The organism is Streptomyces reniochalinae, assembly GCF_003323735.1.
GTDB classification, from domain to species: Bacteria; Actinomycetota; Actinomycetes; order Streptomycetales; family Streptomycetaceae; genus Streptomyces; species Streptomyces reniochalinae.
Genome location: NZ_QOIM01000041.1, coordinates 1 through 16,882 on the forward strand (window position 1 = coordinate 1; position 16,882 = coordinate 16,882).

At 73.6% G+C, this 16,882-nt stretch carries 15 protein-coding genes and 1 pseudogene; 8 read left to right on the forward strand and 8 right to left on the reverse strand.

All coding sequences use genetic code 11. From position 1 onward, the window contains the following. Window positions 1-195, forward strand: a pseudogene (locus tag DQ392_RS34575) (IS110 family transposase); the annotation flags it as partial. Window positions 196-203: 8 nt separating this feature from the next. Here DQ392_RS34575 and DQ392_RS23890 read toward each other — a convergent pair. The 3 genes from DQ392_RS23890 to DQ392_RS23900 form a co-directional block, all read right to left on the reverse strand. Further along, on the reverse strand, window positions 204-1,184 hold the full coding sequence (locus tag DQ392_RS23890; protein WP_114017769.1) for a UbiA family prenyltransferase: 981 nt from the start codon (window positions 1,182-1,184) through the stop codon (window positions 204-206). Window positions 1,185-1,392: 208 nt separating this feature from the next. Next, entirely contained in the window at window positions 1,393-2,490 is a 1,098-nt protein-coding gene (locus tag DQ392_RS23895; RefSeq protein ID WP_114018009.1) for a DegT/DnrJ/EryC1/StrS family aminotransferase, read from the reverse strand. 86 nt (window positions 2,491-2,576) lie between these two features. Further along, window positions 2,577-3,794, reverse strand: a complete 1,218-nt coding sequence (locus tag DQ392_RS23900) for a DegT/DnrJ/EryC1/StrS family aminotransferase (protein WP_245981853.1) — start codon at window positions 3,792-3,794, stop codon at window positions 2,577-2,579. A 223-nt stretch (window positions 3,795-4,017) separates the two neighbouring features. Between DQ392_RS23900 and DQ392_RS23905 the strand changes: the two genes are divergently transcribed. The 6 genes from DQ392_RS23905 (at window position 4,018) to DQ392_RS23930 (ending at window position 10,047) form a co-directional block, all read left to right on the forward strand. Further along, on the forward strand, window positions 4,018-5,085 hold the full coding sequence (locus DQ392_RS23905) for a Gfo/Idh/MocA family oxidoreductase (RefSeq protein ID WP_114017770.1): 1,068 nt from the start codon (window positions 4,018-4,020) through the stop codon (window positions 5,083-5,085). After that, window positions 5,069-5,974 (forward strand): sugar phosphate isomerase/epimerase family protein, encoded by a 906-nt coding sequence (locus DQ392_RS23910; protein ID WP_114017771.1) that lies wholly within the window; start codon window positions 5,069-5,071, stop codon window positions 5,972-5,974. The genes DQ392_RS23905 and DQ392_RS23910 overlap by 17 nt, the downstream gene beginning before the upstream one ends. A 71-nt stretch (window positions 5,975-6,045) precedes the next feature. After that, on the forward strand, window positions 6,046-7,443 hold the full coding sequence (locus DQ392_RS23915; protein WP_245981856.1) for a M20/M25/M40 family metallo-hydrolase: 1,398 nt from the start codon (window positions 6,046-6,048) through the stop codon (window positions 7,441-7,443). Further along, a complete protein-coding gene (locus DQ392_RS23920; protein ID WP_114017772.1) occupies window positions 7,440-8,615 on the forward strand; it encodes an Ldh family oxidoreductase in 1,176 nt (391 codons plus the stop codon). The genes DQ392_RS23915 and DQ392_RS23920 overlap by 4 nt, the downstream gene beginning before the upstream one ends. Beyond that, on the forward strand, window positions 8,612-9,550 hold the full coding sequence (locus DQ392_RS23925; RefSeq protein WP_114017773.1) for a Gfo/Idh/MocA family protein: 939 nt from the start codon (window positions 8,612-8,614) through the stop codon (window positions 9,548-9,550). The genes DQ392_RS23920 and DQ392_RS23925 overlap by 4 nt, the downstream gene beginning before the upstream one ends. Next, window positions 9,547-10,047, forward strand: coding sequence for a DUF6917 domain-containing protein (locus DQ392_RS23930; RefSeq protein ID WP_245981859.1), 501 nt, complete (start codon window positions 9,547-9,549; stop codon window positions 10,045-10,047). Before DQ392_RS23925 ends, DQ392_RS23930 begins: the two co-directional genes overlap by 4 nt. Window positions 10,048-10,171: 124 nt before the next feature. On the opposite strand, the gene DQ392_RS23935 is transcribed toward DQ392_RS23930, so the two are convergent. From DQ392_RS23935 to DQ392_RS23945, 3 genes are all read right to left on the reverse strand, one after another. Next, a complete protein-coding gene (locus DQ392_RS23935) occupies window positions 10,172-10,705 on the reverse strand; it encodes an EF-hand domain-containing protein (protein ID WP_114017774.1) in 534 nt (177 codons plus the stop codon). A gap of 148 nt (window positions 10,706-10,853) precedes the next feature. After that, a complete protein-coding gene (locus DQ392_RS23940; RefSeq protein ID WP_114017775.1) occupies window positions 10,854-12,113 on the reverse strand; it encodes a nucleotide sugar dehydrogenase in 1,260 nt (419 codons plus the stop codon). Window positions 12,114-12,175: 62 nt separating this feature from the next. Continuing rightward, a complete protein-coding gene (locus tag DQ392_RS23945) occupies window positions 12,176-12,481 on the reverse strand; it encodes a hypothetical protein (RefSeq protein WP_114017776.1) in 306 nt (101 codons plus the stop codon). 226 nt (window positions 12,482-12,707) lie between these two features. Between DQ392_RS23945 and DQ392_RS23950 the strand changes: the two genes are divergently transcribed. Further along, window positions 12,708-13,694, forward strand: coding sequence for a hypothetical protein (locus DQ392_RS23950; protein ID WP_114017777.1), 987 nt, complete (start codon window positions 12,708-12,710; stop codon window positions 13,692-13,694). 182 nt (window positions 13,695-13,876) lie between these two features. Here the strand turns inward: DQ392_RS23950 and DQ392_RS23955 are convergent, their stop codons facing one another. Then, window positions 13,877-14,047, reverse strand: coding sequence for a hypothetical protein (locus DQ392_RS23955; protein ID WP_181856568.1), 171 nt, complete (start codon window positions 14,045-14,047; stop codon window positions 13,877-13,879). 129 nt (window positions 14,048-14,176) lie between these two features. Next, window positions 14,177-16,837 (reverse strand): alanine--tRNA ligase, encoded by a 2,661-nt coding sequence (gene alaS / locus DQ392_RS23960; protein ID WP_114017778.1) that lies wholly within the window; start codon window positions 16,835-16,837, stop codon window positions 14,177-14,179. Window positions 16,838-16,882 lie beyond the last annotated feature (45 nt).

Here is a 16,882-nt window from a genome sequence, read left to right on the forward strand (position 1 = left end):
TTCTACCAGGCATCGTTCTGCTCGATCCAGCGTGACCCCACCTCGCGGACCTACTACGACCGGAAGCGGGCCGAAGGCAAACGGCACCACCAGGCTCTCATCGCTCTGGCTCGACGCAAGGCCAACGTCCTCTACGCCATGCTCCGCGACCGACAGCCCTTCCAGCACCGGCCACCCCTGCGTCTCATCGCTTGACAGAAGCATTAGGCAGCCACCTCCGCGCCGTGCAGCAGCCCCGCCGCGATGAGCAGCACCGTGCTGACCCGGTGCACCACGAACCCCTGCCTGCGGGCCCGCATGATGTCGCCCTCCCCGCGGAAGCCCGTCACGTACTGGCGGGCCCGCAGCGCGGTCACCGGCAGCATCAGCACCACGAACCACCAGGGCGCGACGCCCGTCGCGCTCGCGGCCGCGCCGAGCAGGAACTCGGCGGCGGACAGCGCGCCGATGAAGGCGGCGTTGCCCCGCGGGCCCACCAGGCACGCGACGGTGGGGCGGCCCACCGCACGGTCGCCGGGGATGTCGTTGGTGTTGGAGTAGACGCCGAACAGCAGCGGCCCCGCCCCGAACAGCACGCCCGCGACGAGCACGAACCCGGAGAAGTGCCCCGCCACCAGCCCGTAGGGGGCCAGCACCAGAGCGACGCCCAGACCGACCAGGAAGACCTCCTGGAAACCGTGGTAGCTGATCTTGAGCCCGTAGGAGTACTGGAGCGAGACCACGAACAGCACGGGCACGAGCACCAGCGTCCAGCCGGGGCGGTGCGGGGCGAGTGCCACGGTCCCCGTCCACAGCGCGGCGCCCACCGCGGCGGTGGCCCACGCGAAGCCCAGCGCCTCGCGCTGGCTCAGCGTCCCGGCGATCAGCGGCTTGCGCAGCTTCCTGCGCAGGGGGTCGTTCGGCCCGTAGTTGGCCGCGTCGCTGCCGTCCCGGTAGCCGGTCACGTCGTCCAGCGCGACCATCGACATGACGACGAAGACCTCGCCGAGCAGGAACAGCGCCATCGTCCAGCCGGCCGCCGCCTCGAACCGGGCCCAAGGCAGCGCCACCGCGGCCAGGGCCACCAGGATGCTGGGGTAGTAGTCGTAGACGTCGAGTTTGCCGAGCCGCACGAAGCTGCGCGCCTTGGGCTCCACGCGCGGTCCGGTGGCGGTGAGCGGCCCGGAAGGGGCGTGAGTGGTCATGTGCTGGACTTCTCCTCGGTCTCCCGGCTGGGCCGGGTCGGGCGTCCCGGACGGCCGGACGGATCTCCGGGCCTGGGCCGGGGCAGGGGCGTTGGCTGGGCCGGGTCAGGTCACCGGCGGGCCGGGTCGGGTCTCCCGGTCGGGTTGCGCCGGGTCAGGCGCGGCGGCGGTCGGGTCGGGTCAGTGGTGGTGTTCGGGCCTGGCCGGGTCAGCGGGGGTGGTGGCGGTCGGCCGTGGTGCCGCGCCGGACGAAGTCGCACACCGCGTCGGCGACGTACTCGACCTGCGCGTCCGTCAGATGGGGGTATACGGGCAGCGCCAGGATCCGCCTGCTCGCCAGCTCGGCGTGCGGCCAGCGCTCGCCCGGCGAGGCGAAGGGGGCGAACGCCGACTGCCTCGGCAGCGGCAGCGGGTAGTACACGTGGGAGTCGACGCCGCGCTCCGTCAGGTGGGCGCGCAGCGCGTCACGCCGCTCGGCCAGCAGCGAGTAGACGTAGTAGCAGCGGCCCTCCCGCCCCCGCGGGGGCGGGACCACGCCCCTCTCGGCGAGCGGTTCGAACCGTTCGGTGTAGTAGTCGGCGATGGCCGCGCGCCGCTCCAGCCGTCCGGGCAGCCCCGGCAGTCGGCGCAGCTGGAAGGCGGCCTGGATCTCGTCGAACCGGCTGTTGTGTCCGATCATGTGGTGCACGAACCGGTGCGCCCCGTCCTGGCCGTGGTTGCGCAGCATCCGCACGCGCTGCCCGAGGGCCGCGTCGCGGGTGACCACCACGCCGCCTTCGCCCGGCATGCCGAACGACTTGACCTGCACGAAGGAGAAGACACCCGCCTCGCCCCACAGCCCGGCAGGCGTGGAGCGCAGCACCGCGCCCTGTGCGACGGCGGAGTCCTCCAGCAGCCGCACCCCGTACTCCCGCGCCAGCGCCGCGAAGACGGGCATGTCGGCCATCACGGAGAACATGTGTGCGGGCATCAGCGCCTTGGTGCGGGGGGTGATGCGCCGCCGCACGTCGGCCGGATCGGCGACCATCGTCCACGGGTCGATGTCGGCGAAGACGGGCCTGGCGCCCAGCTGCACCACGGAGGCGGCCAGCGGGGCGCAGCCGAACGCCGGCACCACCACTTCGTCCCCCGCGCCCACGTCCATCGCCGTCAGCGCCAGCCCCAGCGCGGAGGTGCCGCTGCCGCAGGCGACGACGTCGGCGGCGCCCAGCGAGCTGGCCAGCGCCTGTTCGAGGGCGCGGGTGTGCTCGCCGAGGATGAACCGCTGCTCGGGCGCGGTGCCGACCTGGCGGATGATGTCGAGCATGGCGGTGCGGTCGTCGTCGAAGACGTCGGGCTGGAAGAAGGAGATGGCACTGGTGCGCTGGGCGGTCACGTCGGTATCCCGGTCGGTCACGTGGGCTTCCCCGTGTAGAACTCACGGATGGTCTCGCTGACCCGGTCGATCTGCTCCACGTCCAGGTCCGGGTAGAGGGGCAGGGCGAGCGCGCGGGCGCTGGCGGCCTCGGCGCGGGGGAAGTCGCCCCGCGAGTGGCCGAGGTGGGCGAAGCACGGCTGGAGGTGCAGCGGCGTCGGGTAGTAGATCTCCGTGCCCACCCCGTGGCGGGCCAGGTGCTCAGCGAGCCGGTCGCGGTCGTCGGCCTCGATCAGGTAGACGTAGTAGACGGGCCGCGACTCCCCGCCGTCCCGCGGGCGTTCGGTGTTGCGCGCGGGGCGCTCGACGACGTGGGGGAGCCGGGTGATGCCGGGGATGTCGCGTAACCGCTCGTGGTAGGCGGCCGCGAGTTCGTCTCGGCGGGCGATGTCGTTGTCCAGGCAGGTGAGTTTCGCGGAGAGGACGGCCGCCTGGATGTCGTCCATCTTGCTGTTGTAGCCGGGCACGTCGGTCTCGGTGGAGATGGTGGCGAAGTCCCCGAGGGTCGGCCCGAGCCGCCCGTGATGGCGCAACGCGCGCACCATCTCGGCGACTTCCGGATCGTCGGTCAACACGGCCCCCGCGTCGCCGAGCGCGCCCAGGGTCTTGCTCGGGAAGAAGGACAGGACACCGCCCTTGCCGTGCAGGCCCGCGTGGCGCCCGTACTGGCGCATCCCGATGCCCTCGGCGCTGTCCTCGACCAGCGTGAGCCCGCAGCGCGAGGCGACGGCGCCCAGAGCCGCCATGTCGGCCATCTGGTGGAACAGGTGCGCGGGCATCACGAAGCGGCTCGCGGGGGTGACGGCGGACTCCAGGGCGGCCGCGTCCATCGCGTAGGTGACCGGGTCGATGTCGACGAACTCCGGGCGGCCGCCGGCCAGGACGACCGACGAGGCCGTGGCGACGAACGAGTACGCCGGCACCAGCACCCCCTCGGAGCGCCTCAGGCCGCACGCGCGCAACAACAGGACGAGGGCGTCCGTGCCGCTGTTCACCCCGACGGCGAAACCGGCTCCCGTGTAGGCGGCGAGCTCCCGCTCCCACTCCGCGACATGCCGGCCGTGTGAAAACTTCCCTGTCGCGAATACTTCGTTGACCCTCTCCTCCACGAGAGGCCACAGCACACCGAAAGTCGTTGCCTGGGAGAAGAACGGAACCTCGTCGGTTCCGGCCCGGGGCCCGGAACGTCGCTCCACCCCTCCGGAGATTCCTCCGAAAGACACTGCCACCTCAATTACTTGACGCGAACGGCGGATTGTCAGCGACCCGAGGCATACCCCCGACCCCTGGGACCAATCGCACGCCCCCGCACGTTCACCCGTGCCGGTACGAGTTCCCGGGTTCTGCTTGACCGCTCTTCATACCGGGGGTCACAGTCGGTCGCTGAACTGACAGAGCCGTCACACTTGCAAGGACACCATGCTGCGACCGCTGATCGTCGGGTTAGGCCGCTCCGGAGCCGGCCTCCACCTGGCCGCCCTGAGGAAACTCCACACGCCCTCCGGCGCGGCCCGCGACGCCGAAGAGGACCCGCTGTTCCACTGGCCGCCGCTGGCCTGGGACCCCCGCCCCACCGCCGCGTCCGGCCTCGACGACGTCACCGTCCTGGGGACCCTGGCAGAGGCCGCCCGCCGCACGCCGCCGGAGGAGACCGTCGTCCACCTGTGCACCCCGCCCGCCGCGCGGGCCGGAGTGCTGGGCCGGCTCGCCGGGCTCGGCTACACCCGCGTCCTGGTGGAGAAACCGCTGGCCTGCGAGCCCGGCCAGCTCCAGAGCGTCACCAGGCTCCGCGACGAGTACCGGCTCGATGTGACCGTCGTCGCCCACTGGCTGGCCGCCGGGCTCACACAGCGGCTCCGCGACCTGATCGCCGACCGTGGCCTCGGCCGGCTGCTGAGCGTCGAGGTGGCCCAGCACAAGCCCCGCTTCGACCGCACCCTGGCCACACACGGCCACCCGACCGCCTTCGACGTGGAGATACCCCACTCGCTCGGCGTCGTCCTCGACCTGGCCGGAGCCGCCGAACTGGAGACGGCCCACTGCACCGACATGCGCCGCGGCACCACCGTCGTCCCGCACATGGGCAGCGCGGCGCTCACCCTGAGGCACGCGGGCGGTGTGCGCACCGACATCGTCTCCGACCTGACGTCACCGGTGCAGCAGCGCAGCTTCACCCTCCGTTTCTCCGACGGCACGGCGACCGCGCACTATCCGATCAGCGAGCGCGACGACCACGCCCAGCTGATGGTCTCCGGCGCCGTACGCGCCCACCACGCCTTCCGCGACGAGGCGCTGAGCCCCTTCCTGCGCCGCACCTACCAGCGCTACGCCCGGGGGCTGACCGACGACTTCGCCCTGCACCAGGCCGTCGCGCGGCTGCTCTGCCAGGCCAAAGCACACTGCGGCGCGGTTGGGGAGTCCACCCCCGACTCCCTGCCCACCCGAGCCGATCCGCTCACCGCTGAAGAGGATGCCCGTGCCCGCTGAACGAGATCACACGCAGGGCCTGTTCGCCGACCGGTGCGCCGGCATCGGCGACGAGGCCGCGCCCGACCTCGCAGGACAGATCGAAGCGGTACGCGCGCTGGGCTGGAGCCGCATCGAACTGCGCACCGTCGAGCGGACCGCACTGGCCGACCTCCCGCCCGAAGCGGTGCGCGACCTCGCGCACCGGCTGCGCGACGCGGACCTCGCGGTGGTGTGCCTCGCCTCCCGGATCGGCAACTGGGCGCGGCCCGTCACCACGCCCTTCGAGACCGACCTGGCCGAACTGGAGACGCTGCTCGACCAGTGCGCCGTACTGGGCTGCCGGTTCGTCCGCGTCATGTCGTACCCGAACGACGGGCTGGGAGCGCGCGAGTGGGCGAGTCAGGCCATCGACCGGCTGGGCCGTCTCGCCCACCGCGCCCGGACAGCCGGCGTCACCCTCTTGCACGAGAACTGCGCCGGGTGGGCGGGTCAGAGCGCCACCCGCATGCTGCGCCTGCTGCGGGAGACCGACAGCCCGGCGCTGCGCCTGCTCTTCGACACCGGCAACGGCGTCCCCCACGGCTACGACGCGGCGGCTCTGCTGCGGCAGATCTTGCCCTACGTGGCACACGTCCACATCAAGGACGCCCGCAGAACCCCGCAGGGCACCACCGAGTACGTACTCCCCGGCGACGGCGACGCACAGGTGGCCGACTGCCTGCGGACCCTGCTGGAGTCCGGATACCGCGGCGCCTTCTCCCTCGAACCCCACCTGTCGGCGCGGCCGCACGCCGGGGTGGACGCCGGCACGGACGCGGCGCGCCCCTTCGTGGCGGCGGGACGACGGCTCGAACAGCTCCTCGCGCCGCACCACGACACCGCCGCCCGTGCAGCGGGAACGCCGTGAAGCGCGGCGGTGACGCGGTGAGGCCCGGCAGCAACGCCGCGAGGCCCGGCAGCGGAGGACCGCCCGCCGCCTTGCTGACCCCAGCCGACCACGCACTGCTCCTCGCCTTGCTGCGCACCCCCACCGTCAGCCCGATGGAGACGGGCGGGCCGGACACGGGGGAGCGGCTGTGGCAGGCCCAGCGCGCGTATGCCGAGGCGGCCGGGGAGGCGGGTCTGGGCGTCGTGCGGCACGCGGCACCCGGTGCGGCCACCCTGTACCGCGACGACGTGCCCGCCGCGGTGCGGGCCGCCGCCCGCAACCCGGCCTTCCTCGCCGGACAACCCAGCCTGGTGCTGCGCCTGGGGCCCGCGCGACCGCGCCGGGAGACCGTCATGTTCAACGTGCACCTCGACACCGTCGCCGGGGGCGAACCGGCCACCTTCGACGGGGAGCGCTTCACCGGCCGCGGCGCCGTCGACGCCAAGGGCCCCGCCGTCGCGCTGCTGGCCGGAGTGCGCGCGGCGGCCGCCGCCGAACCGGCCCTCGGCCGTGAGGTGTCCGTGCTCGTGCAGGCGGTGTGCGGCGAAGAGGGCGGCGCCATGGGCACGTTCGGTACCCGGCCGCTCGTCGAGGCCGGGTACGTCGGCAGGCTGAACGTCTTCTGCGAGCCGACCGGGCTGCGTCACCTGCCCAGGGCGACGGCGTCCATGACGGCACGCCTTCGGGTGGCCGGCGAGGACGCCGTCGACGACCGCCCGGAGGCGGGCCACAACGCGAGCGTGCTCCTGGGCTTCCTCGCCCAGTACCTGGCCGCCGAGTTCGGGTCCCACCCGGCCCGTGCCGGCGCCGCCGGCGCGGCGTGCGTCGCCGGACTGCACACCGGGCACGCGCACAACCGCGTTTACGGCACGGGCAGCCTGCTGGTCAACGTCGCCTACGCCGACGCCGCCGAGGGCGCGGCCGCCGAGCGGGCGCTCAGCGACACCGTCGCCGACGGCCTGCGCGCGTTCACCGCCCGCTTCGCCGGGACCCGGGACTTCGCGCGCACCGCCGCCGAGGCCGCCGCGCTCACCCGGCTGGAGTGGGACAAGCGGGGCCTGCCCGCGCTGCGCGCCGACCTCCTCGGCGACCTGTGGGCCGAGGAGGTGCTGGCTGCCGCCGGGGTGCCCCGGCAGCCCGCCGCCGAGCCCGCCTTCACCTGCGACGCCATCTGGATGCACGGCATCCCGGATACCTACACCACCGTCCTCGGGCCCGGCCGTCTGGACACCAACAACGCACACGCGGCGGGCGAGTTCGTCGCCCTCGCCGATCTGGAGGCGTTCGCCGCGCAGGTGCGGGCGCTTCTTCTCTCCTTCACCGACCGGCTGCGGGCCTGTGCCCGTACGCCACACAGCGAGCCCGGCGAGCACGCCGAGTCCAGTGAGCCCGGCACGTTCGACGAGCCCGGCAAGCCCGGCCAGTCCAGCAAAGGAAACCTCGCATGACACCGCCAGACCAGCGCACCGCGCCCCGGCCCCCCGCCCCCGCCTACAGCGGTGCCGGTACCGTGATCGTCGACCACCGCGAACTGCTGGCGGCCGCGCATGAGGCGTTCACCGCGCGCGGCGTGCCCGAGACCAAGGCGGCCACCGCGGCGGACGCCCTGTGCTACGGCGACCTGGCCGGACTCGGCTCACACGGGCTGTTCAACCTCGCCCGCCTCTACCTCCCGCTGCTGGAGTCGGGGCGCGCCGAGCCCGCCGCCGAGCCCCGCACGGTGACGGACCTGGGCGCCTGCGTCCTGATCGACTCCGAGCGCTCCCTCGGGCTGTGGAGCGCAGCGCAGGCCATGGACCTGGCCGCGGAACGCGCCGGGCGGCACGGGGTCGGCCTGGTGTCCGTACGGAACGCCACGCACTTCGGCTGTGCCGGCTACCACACGGCGCGCGCGGCCCGGCAGGGGATGATCGGTGTCCTGGCGGGCAACTGCGGCGGCCAGCGCATCGCCCGTCCGCCCCACGGGGCGCTCGCCATGCTCGGCACCAACCCGCTCAGCGTCGCCGCGCCCGCCCTGGACGACGACCACCCGTTCGTGCTGGACATGAGCACAACGGCCGTCCCTACAGGCCGGATCCGCACCGCGGCCCGCCGAGAAGAGCCGATCCCCGCCGGCTGGCTGGAGGACGCGGCCGGCGCCCCGGTGACCGACCCGGCCGCCTTCGACCGCGGCGAGGCGTATCTGCGGTGGCTGGGGGGCGAGGTGGAGACCGGCGCGTACAAGGGCTACGGGCTGGGGCTGGCCGTCGAGACGCTGGCGGCGCTGCTGCCCGGCGCCGGCGTCGGGCCCGCCCCCGACGCGCTGGACGGCGACGGGCGTCCGCACGGCCGAGACGACGACATCGGCTTCCTGGCCCTGGCCGTGGCGCCCGGCGCGCTCCGTGCCGAGGAGGACTTCCTCGCCGGGGCCCGCGCCCTCTTCGCCACGCTGACCCAGTGCCCGCCGGCCGACGGGCACACCGGTGTGCGCTACCCGGGCTGGTGGGAGGCCGAACGCGTCCGCGTCCGCCGTGCCGAGGGCGTCCCGCTGCCCGCGCACCTGTACGACGAACTCGTCGGGCTCGGCCTCCTTCCGCGCTCCGCGCGTTCCGGCGTGGGCGCGCGGGGCGGTGTCCGGTGAGTCCCCGCCGTATCGGGATCATCGGCCTCGGCGCCATCTCGCGGTACTACCTCGCCGCGATCGACGCCGCGCCGGGATGGGAACTGGCCGCGCTGTGCGACGTACGGACCCCTGCCCTGCGGCCGCACCACGGGCGCGTGCCCCGCTTCACCGACCACCGCAGGATGCTGGCGGAGTGCGGCCTCGACGCCGTCGTCGTCGCCGTCCCCAACCACGCGCACGCGTCCGTGTGCGGTGACGCGCTGCGCGCCGGCGTGGCTGTGTGCGTGGAGAAGCCGCTCGCCCTGACCGTCGCCGAGGGGCGGGCGCTGGTCGCGCTCGCGGCGGAGACGGACACCCCGCTGTTCACCGCCTTCCACCGCCGCTACAACGACGCCGTGGCCCGCCTGCGCGGGCAGCTGTCCGCGGGTGGCGGGATCGCCTCCGTGCGCGTGCGCTACCTGGAGCGCATCGAGGAGCACATCCAGGGCGACACCTGGTATCTCGACCCGGAGCGCTGCGGCGGCGGCTGCGTCGCCGACAACGGCCCCAACGCCTTCGACCTCGTGCGCCTGTTGATCGGCGAGGTCGCCGTCGAGCGTGCCACCGTCGCACGGGACGCGCACGGAGCCGACCGCCAGGCCGTCGTCGACCTGCGTGGTGCGGGGGGCAGGACGGCACGCGTGGAACTGGACTGGAGCCGGCCGGGCGAGACGAAGGACCTCCAGGTTCGGAGGGCGGACGGCACCGTCCTGCACGCCGACATGCTCGCGCTGCATCCCGGGTTCAAGGCGTCGCTGTGGCACGAGTACGCCGGCATCCTCGACGACTTCGCGCACGCGGTGCACACGGGGACCCGGGCGGACGGCGGACTCGCCGCGCTGCAACTGGTGGCGGACACCTACGACTGCGAGGAGCCGCCTGCCCGCGCGGCGGAAGAGGAGCAGACCCGATGACGGCACGGACACCGGCAGCGACGACAGCAGCGAAGACGGCAGCGAAGACGGCAGCGGCGACCGTGGCACCGGCACCGGAGCGGACACCCGGCCCCCCGCGGGAGAACGGGGCGAAGCGCTCCGTGCACGGCGCGCTCGTCAAAGTGCTGCTGCACCGCAGGAGCGAACGCGGCATGAGCCTGGAACCGTACGCCAGCCGCTGCGTACGCCGCGGCGAGGTGCACGAACTGGTCACCACCGACCACCGGGAGACCGCTCCGGGCACCCGCATCGACCGGGTGGGCTTCCTCGGCTTCGTCGAGCTGTCGTGCGCGGGCGTCCTGGACCGCGGCGACGACGTGTGGATCGGCGGCGTACACGTCGGGGCGGTGCTCGGTTTCGACGCCTGCCACCACCCCAACCACTACAACATCCTGATCGACGCCGGCCGGCTGCTCACGGGCGGGGACCTGAAGTTGTGCCCCGAGCTGTCCGTCTCCTTCACCCAGGCCGTGTGAACCGCGGCCGCGCACCCGGCGGCTGCGGCTGCCCCGGGGGCCGCCTCTCACCCGGCGGCGACAGCGCGAAGGCCGGTGGCCCCGCTCAGCGGGGCCACCGGCTTGCCGTGCGCCGTAGCCGGTCTCAGCCCAGCAGCTCGACGTCGAGCCGGCCGAAGTGGTACTCGCGGACCGCGGCGAGCAGCTCCTCGAGCGAGAGCTGCCCGTCACCGTTGGTGTCCACCTGCTGGAAGGCTTCCTTCGCCTCGGCGCGGTTGACACCGACACCCGCCAGCCACGCCTGGAACTCCTCGGCGTTGATCTGCCCGTCGGCGTCCTTGTCGCAGATGCCGATGATGCCCTTGACCACCGGGCCCAGGACGCGGTTGAAGCTGGCCTCGCCGGCCCGGAAGATCAGGTCCCCGGTCACCTGGAGGAACTGCTCCCTGGTGACGGCTCCGGTGGCGCCGACCCCCGCCTCCCGGGCGAGGTAGTCGAAGAGCCCGTCGAATGCGTCCTTGAGGGCCTCCACCTCCCGGGAGTCCTGGGACTTGCCGAAACCGTGCGCGATCTTGGCGGCCTCCTCGTGGAAGTCCTCCCTCTCCAGGACGCCGTTGGCGTCGGCGTCCCACTTGTCGAAGCGCTTCTGCAGACGGTCGTTCGCGATGGCAGTGGTCATGCCGGTTTCCTTTCGGGTTGTGCGGTGGCAAGACGGCGCCTGGGCGTGCGTGCCCGCGCCGCCCTCGCGTGCTTCTCCCCTGGGGGCACGCAAGTTCGTGGAGGGCCGGGCCCGTGCGGGCCCCGGCCGGGGGAGGGGAGCGGGGGTGTCACAGACGGGTGACGCGTACCCCCGCGGTTCTGCCGCGCGTGTCCAGCACGGTGCACCGCGCCCGTGCCAGCAGCGTCGGGTCGTAGCAGGAGTGGTCCTGCAACAGGAGCGCGAGGTCGCTGCCGGCCAGCGCCTCCGGCAGGTCGGTTCTCCGGCTCAGCGGCGTGCCCTCGCACTCGAAGGAGGGCACGTACGGGTCGTGGTAGGAGACGTGGGCGCCCCTGGCGCGCAACAGCGCGGCCACGGCGAAGGCGGGGGACTCGCGCGTGTCGGCGATGTCCGGTTTGTAGGTGACCCCGAGCAGCAGCACCCGGGCTCCGCGCAACGGTCTGCCCTGCGCCTCCAGCAGCCCCGCCACCCGCTGGACGACGTGCCGGGGCATACGTCCCAGCACATCTCTGGCCGCCGAGAGCATGTGGAAGGAGAAACCCTCGGACTCGGCCTTCACCGCCAGATAGCGCGGATCGACCGGAATGCAGTGCCCGCCGACGCCGGCGCCGGGGCTGAACGCGGTGAAACCGAAGGGTTTTGTGGCGGCGCAGTGGAGCACGTCCCAGATGTCGATGCCCATCTTGTCGCAGAAGAGCGCGACTTCGTCGACCAGCGCGATATTGACGTACCGGTAGGTGTTCTCCAGCAGCTTCGCCATCTCGGCTTCCCGTGTGCCGCGGGCGACCACCACGGTGTCCACCAGCCGACCGTAGAAGGCGACGGCGTGTTTGGCGCACAAAGGAGTGCAGCCGCTCACCACGCGGGGGGTGTTGCTCATCGTGAACGAGGAATTCCCCGGGTCGATGCGTTCCGGTGAATACGCCAGGTGGAAGTCCTCACCCACCGTCAGGCCGCTGCCCCGCTCCAGCAGGGGCCGCACGATCTCCTCGGTGGTGCCCGGGTGGCTGGTGGACTCCACGACCACCAAAGTGCCGGGGCGCAGCTGCGCGGCCACGTCACCGATCGCCGCCCTGAGGGAGTCCAGGTCGGGATCGCCGGCCGGGCTCAGCCCGGTGGGCACGCAGACGACGATCGTGCCGGCTCCCGCGAGCACCGACGGATCGGTGGTGGCGCGGAAGCCCGCGGCCCCCATGGCGGCCACGTCCCCGTCGCTGACGTCGTCGACGTGTGAGCTTCCCGCTTGAAGCCCCTCGACCACCGGCGCACAGACGTCGTAGCCGACCGTGGACAGCCCCACCGCGCAGGCCCGTTGGGCCAGTGGTAATCCGATGTACCCCAGGCCGACGACGGCCAGGTCACATGTCATGCGCACCTCTCTGCCCGTATGCCGTTCCCCCTGCGGATTCCGCAGGCGGGGATGGAGCGGTCTCAGGCGGAGAAGCTGCCGCTGCCCGGGGCGACGTGCGAGCCGTACCCGGGCTGCACCGTCAGGCTGGGCGTCATGCAGAACGGATCGCCGTAGATCTTCACCGGCTTGTCCGTGGTGTTGGTGAGCACATGCGCGCCGAGAGGCAGCTTGTGGCAGCCCTCGGGGTTCTCGTAGCGGGTGAGCGGCTGGAATTCCGTCTCGAACACGGTCACGTCACCGGTCGCCGCGCTGGCGGTTCCACTGCCCAGTGCGAGAGCCGTAAGAGCGGTTGCCGCGGCGACGAGCACAGGACGGAACTTGCGCATTTGAGCTGCCTTTCTCCCTGACAAGGTGGTCACTCACAGCATGTCCCGTCATGGGCCGGTTGAATGACGCAGCTGCCGCATTCCGCCGAAAGGGTGACTGTCTTCCGCAGGGGTGGCGCAACGGTGCCGCGGAGTGCTTTTCCGCCACCCCGCGAGGGCCCCGGGACCGTGCGGGGTACCGCCGCCTGAGCACCCCCGCATCGCCTCGGACCGCTCGGGAGGACAGGTGGACCTGGACGCCGTCACCGACGAGCTGTACGGGCTGCCGCCCGACGACTTCACCGCCACCCGCGAGCAGCGGGCCCAGCAGGCACGGCAGGAGGGGGCGCGGGAGCTGGCCGGGGAGATCCACCGGCTGCGGCGCCCCACTCTGGCGGCCTGGTCGGCCAACCTGCTGGCCCGCGAGCAGCCCGAGCAGGCCCGGCTGCTCCTGGAGCTGGGCGAGGCGCTGCGGCAGGCGCACCGCGACCTGGACGGCGGGCGGCTGCGGGAGCTGTCGGCCCGCCAGCACCAGGCGACCGCCCGGCTCGCGGGCGAGGCTGCCCGTCTTGCCGACCAGCACGGACACCGCATCAGTGAGGCCGTCCGCAGCGAGGTGGCGGGCACGCTGCACGCGGCGCTGGCCGACCCGCAGGCCGGGCGCGACTGGGCTGCGGGCCGCCTTGAGCGCCCCCTCGCCGCGCCGGTCGGCTTCACCCCGGGCGAAGCCGGGACCTCCATCCCCGGTGGGGGTGCCGGAGCGGGCGGCGCGGCTGCCCCGGCGGACGCACGATCCCGGCGCCGTGCGACGAAGAGCGACCGCGGCTCGTCCCAGAGCGACCGGGGCCGTGACCGCGGCCGGGGCCAGGCCCGCGGCCAGGGCCGTGACGCCGGGCCCCAGACCGGGCAGGAGAGGGCCCGCCACCGAAAGCAGCTCGCCCGCGCCCGTGAGCAGGACTGCGAGGCCAGGCGCGCGCTGGAGGCGCGCGAGGGCGAGCACCGCGCCGCGCGCGAAGCGGCTGAGCAGGCCGCGGAGCGGCAGGACGAGGCGGAGCAGCGCGTCACCGCGCTCAGGGAGCAACTGCGCGAGGCGGAGGACGATCACCGGCGGGCCCGCTCCGAGGCCCGCACCGCGCAGGACCGGCTGCGCGGTGCCGAGCGGGAGGAGGCGAAAGCACGCCGCAAGGCCGACGAGGCGACCGCCCGCGCAGACCGGCTCGCCGACGGGTCGTGAGCAGCACGGAGGCCGCGCCGACGGCGCACCGAGGGGACGTCGGACGGCGGAGAGGGGCGTCAGGTGGGAGAGAGGGGGCTGAGCCCGACCGGGCCCGGGGCGGCTGACGCTCCGGCCTGAGGCGGTCGGACGTGGGGCGCGGACCCGGGGCTCCAAGCGGGTGGGCGGCGGTCCGCGCCCCCTCAGCGCCTGCCGGACTCCTCGTCGCGTTCGCCCTCCGCCTGCGAGGGCGTGGTGCGCGGGCAGTCCGGGTGCTGTGTTGCCTTGCGGCGTTCGGCGGGCGCCCCGGAGCGGACCTCCTGGACGTCGTCGTCGCGCTCGCCCTCGGCCTGCGAAGGAGTCTGGTCACTCATCGTGATCTCCCCTCGGAGACGACCTTGCCACGCCTCACGGGTACCCCGTGCCGGGCCCGGTCTCCCGCTCCGCGCGAAGGTTTCCGCTGACGGCGTGGGGGACACGGCCCTGGTGGGCGAGCGGACCGCTCACGCGGTGGCGACCAGCCCGGGAACCGACGCCAGCAGCGACGGCAGCCGCGTGGCGGTCACGCCGCCGCCCTGGGCCAGCCGTGCGGTTCCGCCGCCCCGGCCCTGGAGCAGCTGTGCGACCAGGTGCGCGGCGCTGTGTCCTTGCTCCTCGGCGGCGGCGTTGACGGCGGTCACCAGCGTCGCGGTGCCGTTGGTCACCTGTCCGACGGCGACGACGCCGGGCCGGCGCGCCGGGAGCCGGTCCCGTACGGCGGTGGCGAGCGCGCGGGCTTCACCGGTCTCGTCCGTGGCGGTCGCGACGGCCACCAGGACGCCGCCCGCGTCCACGGCCCCGTCCGCGATCTCGGCGGCCCGCGCGGCGGTGGCCCGCTGCCGCAGCCGCTTGTTCTCCCGCTCGGCGGTCTTGAGGCGGTCGAGCAGGGCGCCGACGCGGTCGGGGATCTCGGCACGCGGCGCCTGGAGCTGCTCGGCGAGGCGGGAGACCAGGTCGCGCTCGCGGGCGAGGTAGCCGAACCCCTCGATGCCGACCGCCGCCTCCAGGCGGCGCAGCCCGGCGCCGACCGACGTCTCCGCGGTGAGCGCGAGGGTGCCGATCTGCGCGGCGTGCTCGACGTGGGTGCCGCCGCACAGCTCGCGGGACCAGGCCCCGCCGATCTCGACGACGCGTACGCGTTCCCCGTACGTCTCGTCGAACAGGGCGAGGGCGCCGAGCTGTTCGGCCTCCGGGAGCGTCATCCACCGTGCGGTCACCGGCAGGTCGCGGCGCAGCGCCCGGTTGGCGGTCTCCTCGATCTCGCTGCGCCGCGCGGGCGAGAGGCCGCCGCGCAGGGGGAAGTCGAGGCGCAGGTAGCCGGGCCGGTTGTAGGAGCCGGATTGCAGGGCTGTGGGCCCGAGGACCTCGCGAAGCGCCGCGTGCAGGACGTGGGTGCCCGAGTGGGCCTGGCGGGCCCCGAGCCGCCACTCAGGGTCGACGGCCGCCTGCACGACGCGGTCGGGGGCGAGTTCGCCCGCGGTGACGCGGACCTGGTGGGTGACCAGCCCCGGCAGCGGGCGCTGCACGTCGACGACCTCGGCCGCCATCGAGGGACCCGTCAGGTGCCCGGCGTCGCTCTCCTGGCCGCCGGACCGGGCGTAGAAGGGGGTGCGGTCGAGGACGACCGTCACGAGGTCTCCCTCGTGCGCCACCGGGAGGGGGCCGCCGGGGCCGAGGAGGGCCAGGACGCGGGAGGTGGTCTGAAGGGTCTCCCAGGCCAGCCACTCGGTCGGACCGTGTGCCTCCAGCACGGGCCGCAGCCCGGAGCTGCCGTGTGTGGTGCCGGATTTCCTGGCGCGTGCGTCCTCGCGGGCGCGTTCGCGCTGGTCGCGCATGAGGGCGGCGAAACCGTCGCGGTCGACCTCGACGCCCTGCTCGGCGGCCATCTCCAGGGTCAGGTCGATGGGGAAGCCGTAGGTGTCGTGCAGCCGGAACGCCTGGGCGCCCGCCAGGGTGCGGCCGCCGTGTGCCTTGAGGTCGGCGACGGCGGTGTCGAGGACGGTGGTCCCCTGTCTGAGGGTGGCCCGGAACGCCTCCTCCTCGCCGTGTGCCTGGTCGGCGATCCGGTCGTAGGTGAGGGCCCGCGCGAGTTCCGGATAGCCGTCGGCCATGCGGTCCCTGGCCACCGGCAGCAGTGCGGGCAGCGCCGGTTCCGCGTACCCGAGCTGCCGCATCGCGCGCACGGCGCGGCGCAGGATACGGCGCAGCACGTAGCCGCGTCCCTCGTTGCCGGGGGTGGTGCCGTCCGCCAGCAGCATCAGCGCGGTCCGTACGTGGTCGGCGACGACGCGCAGCGAGACGTCGGCCTCGCGGTCGGCGCCGTAGCGGACGCCCGCGAGGGCGGCGGCGCGGTCCAGAATCGGCCGCAATTCGTCGGTCTCGTACAGGTTGTCGACGCCCTGGAGGAGGGTCGCCATGCGTTCCAGACCCATGCCGGTGTCGATGTTGGGCCGTGGCAGCTCGCCCAAGATCGGATATCCGGACTTGCCCCCGCCCTCCCCGCGTTCGTGACTCATGAAGACGAGGTTCCAGAACTCCATGTACCGGTCCTCGTCGACCGCGGGGCCGCCGGCGCGGCCCAGGTGCGGGCCGCGGTCGTAGTACAGCTCCGAGCACGGGCCGCACGGCCCCGGCACACCCATGGACCAGAAGTTGTCCTCGTCGCCGCGTGCCACGATCCGCTCGTCGGGCAGCCCCGCGGTCCGCCGCCACAGCTCGCGCGTCTCGGCGTCCGTGCGGTGCACGGTCACCCAGATCCGGTCGGGGTCCAGGCCGAGGCCGCCGTCGGCGACGGGGCTGGTCGCGAGCTCCCAGGCGAGGGCGACGGCTTCCGGCTTGAAGTAGTCGCCGAAGGAGAAGTTGCCGCTCATCTGGAAGAAGGAGCCGTGCCGGGTGGTGCGGCCGACCTCCTCGATGTCCAGTGTGCGCACGCACTTCTGCACGCTCGTCGCCCGCGGCCAGGGCGGGGCGCTTTCGCCGGTCAGGTAGGGCTTGAAGGGCACCATGCCCGCGTTGACGAACAGCAGGGTCGGGTCGGGCGTCGGCAGCGGGGCGCTGGGGACGACGGTGTGGCCGCGCTCGGCGAAGAAGTCGAGGAAGCGGCTGCGGATCTCGGCGGTACGCAAGGGGGGCTCCGAAGTGGTGACGCGGGCCGGGCGCGGCCGGCCGGG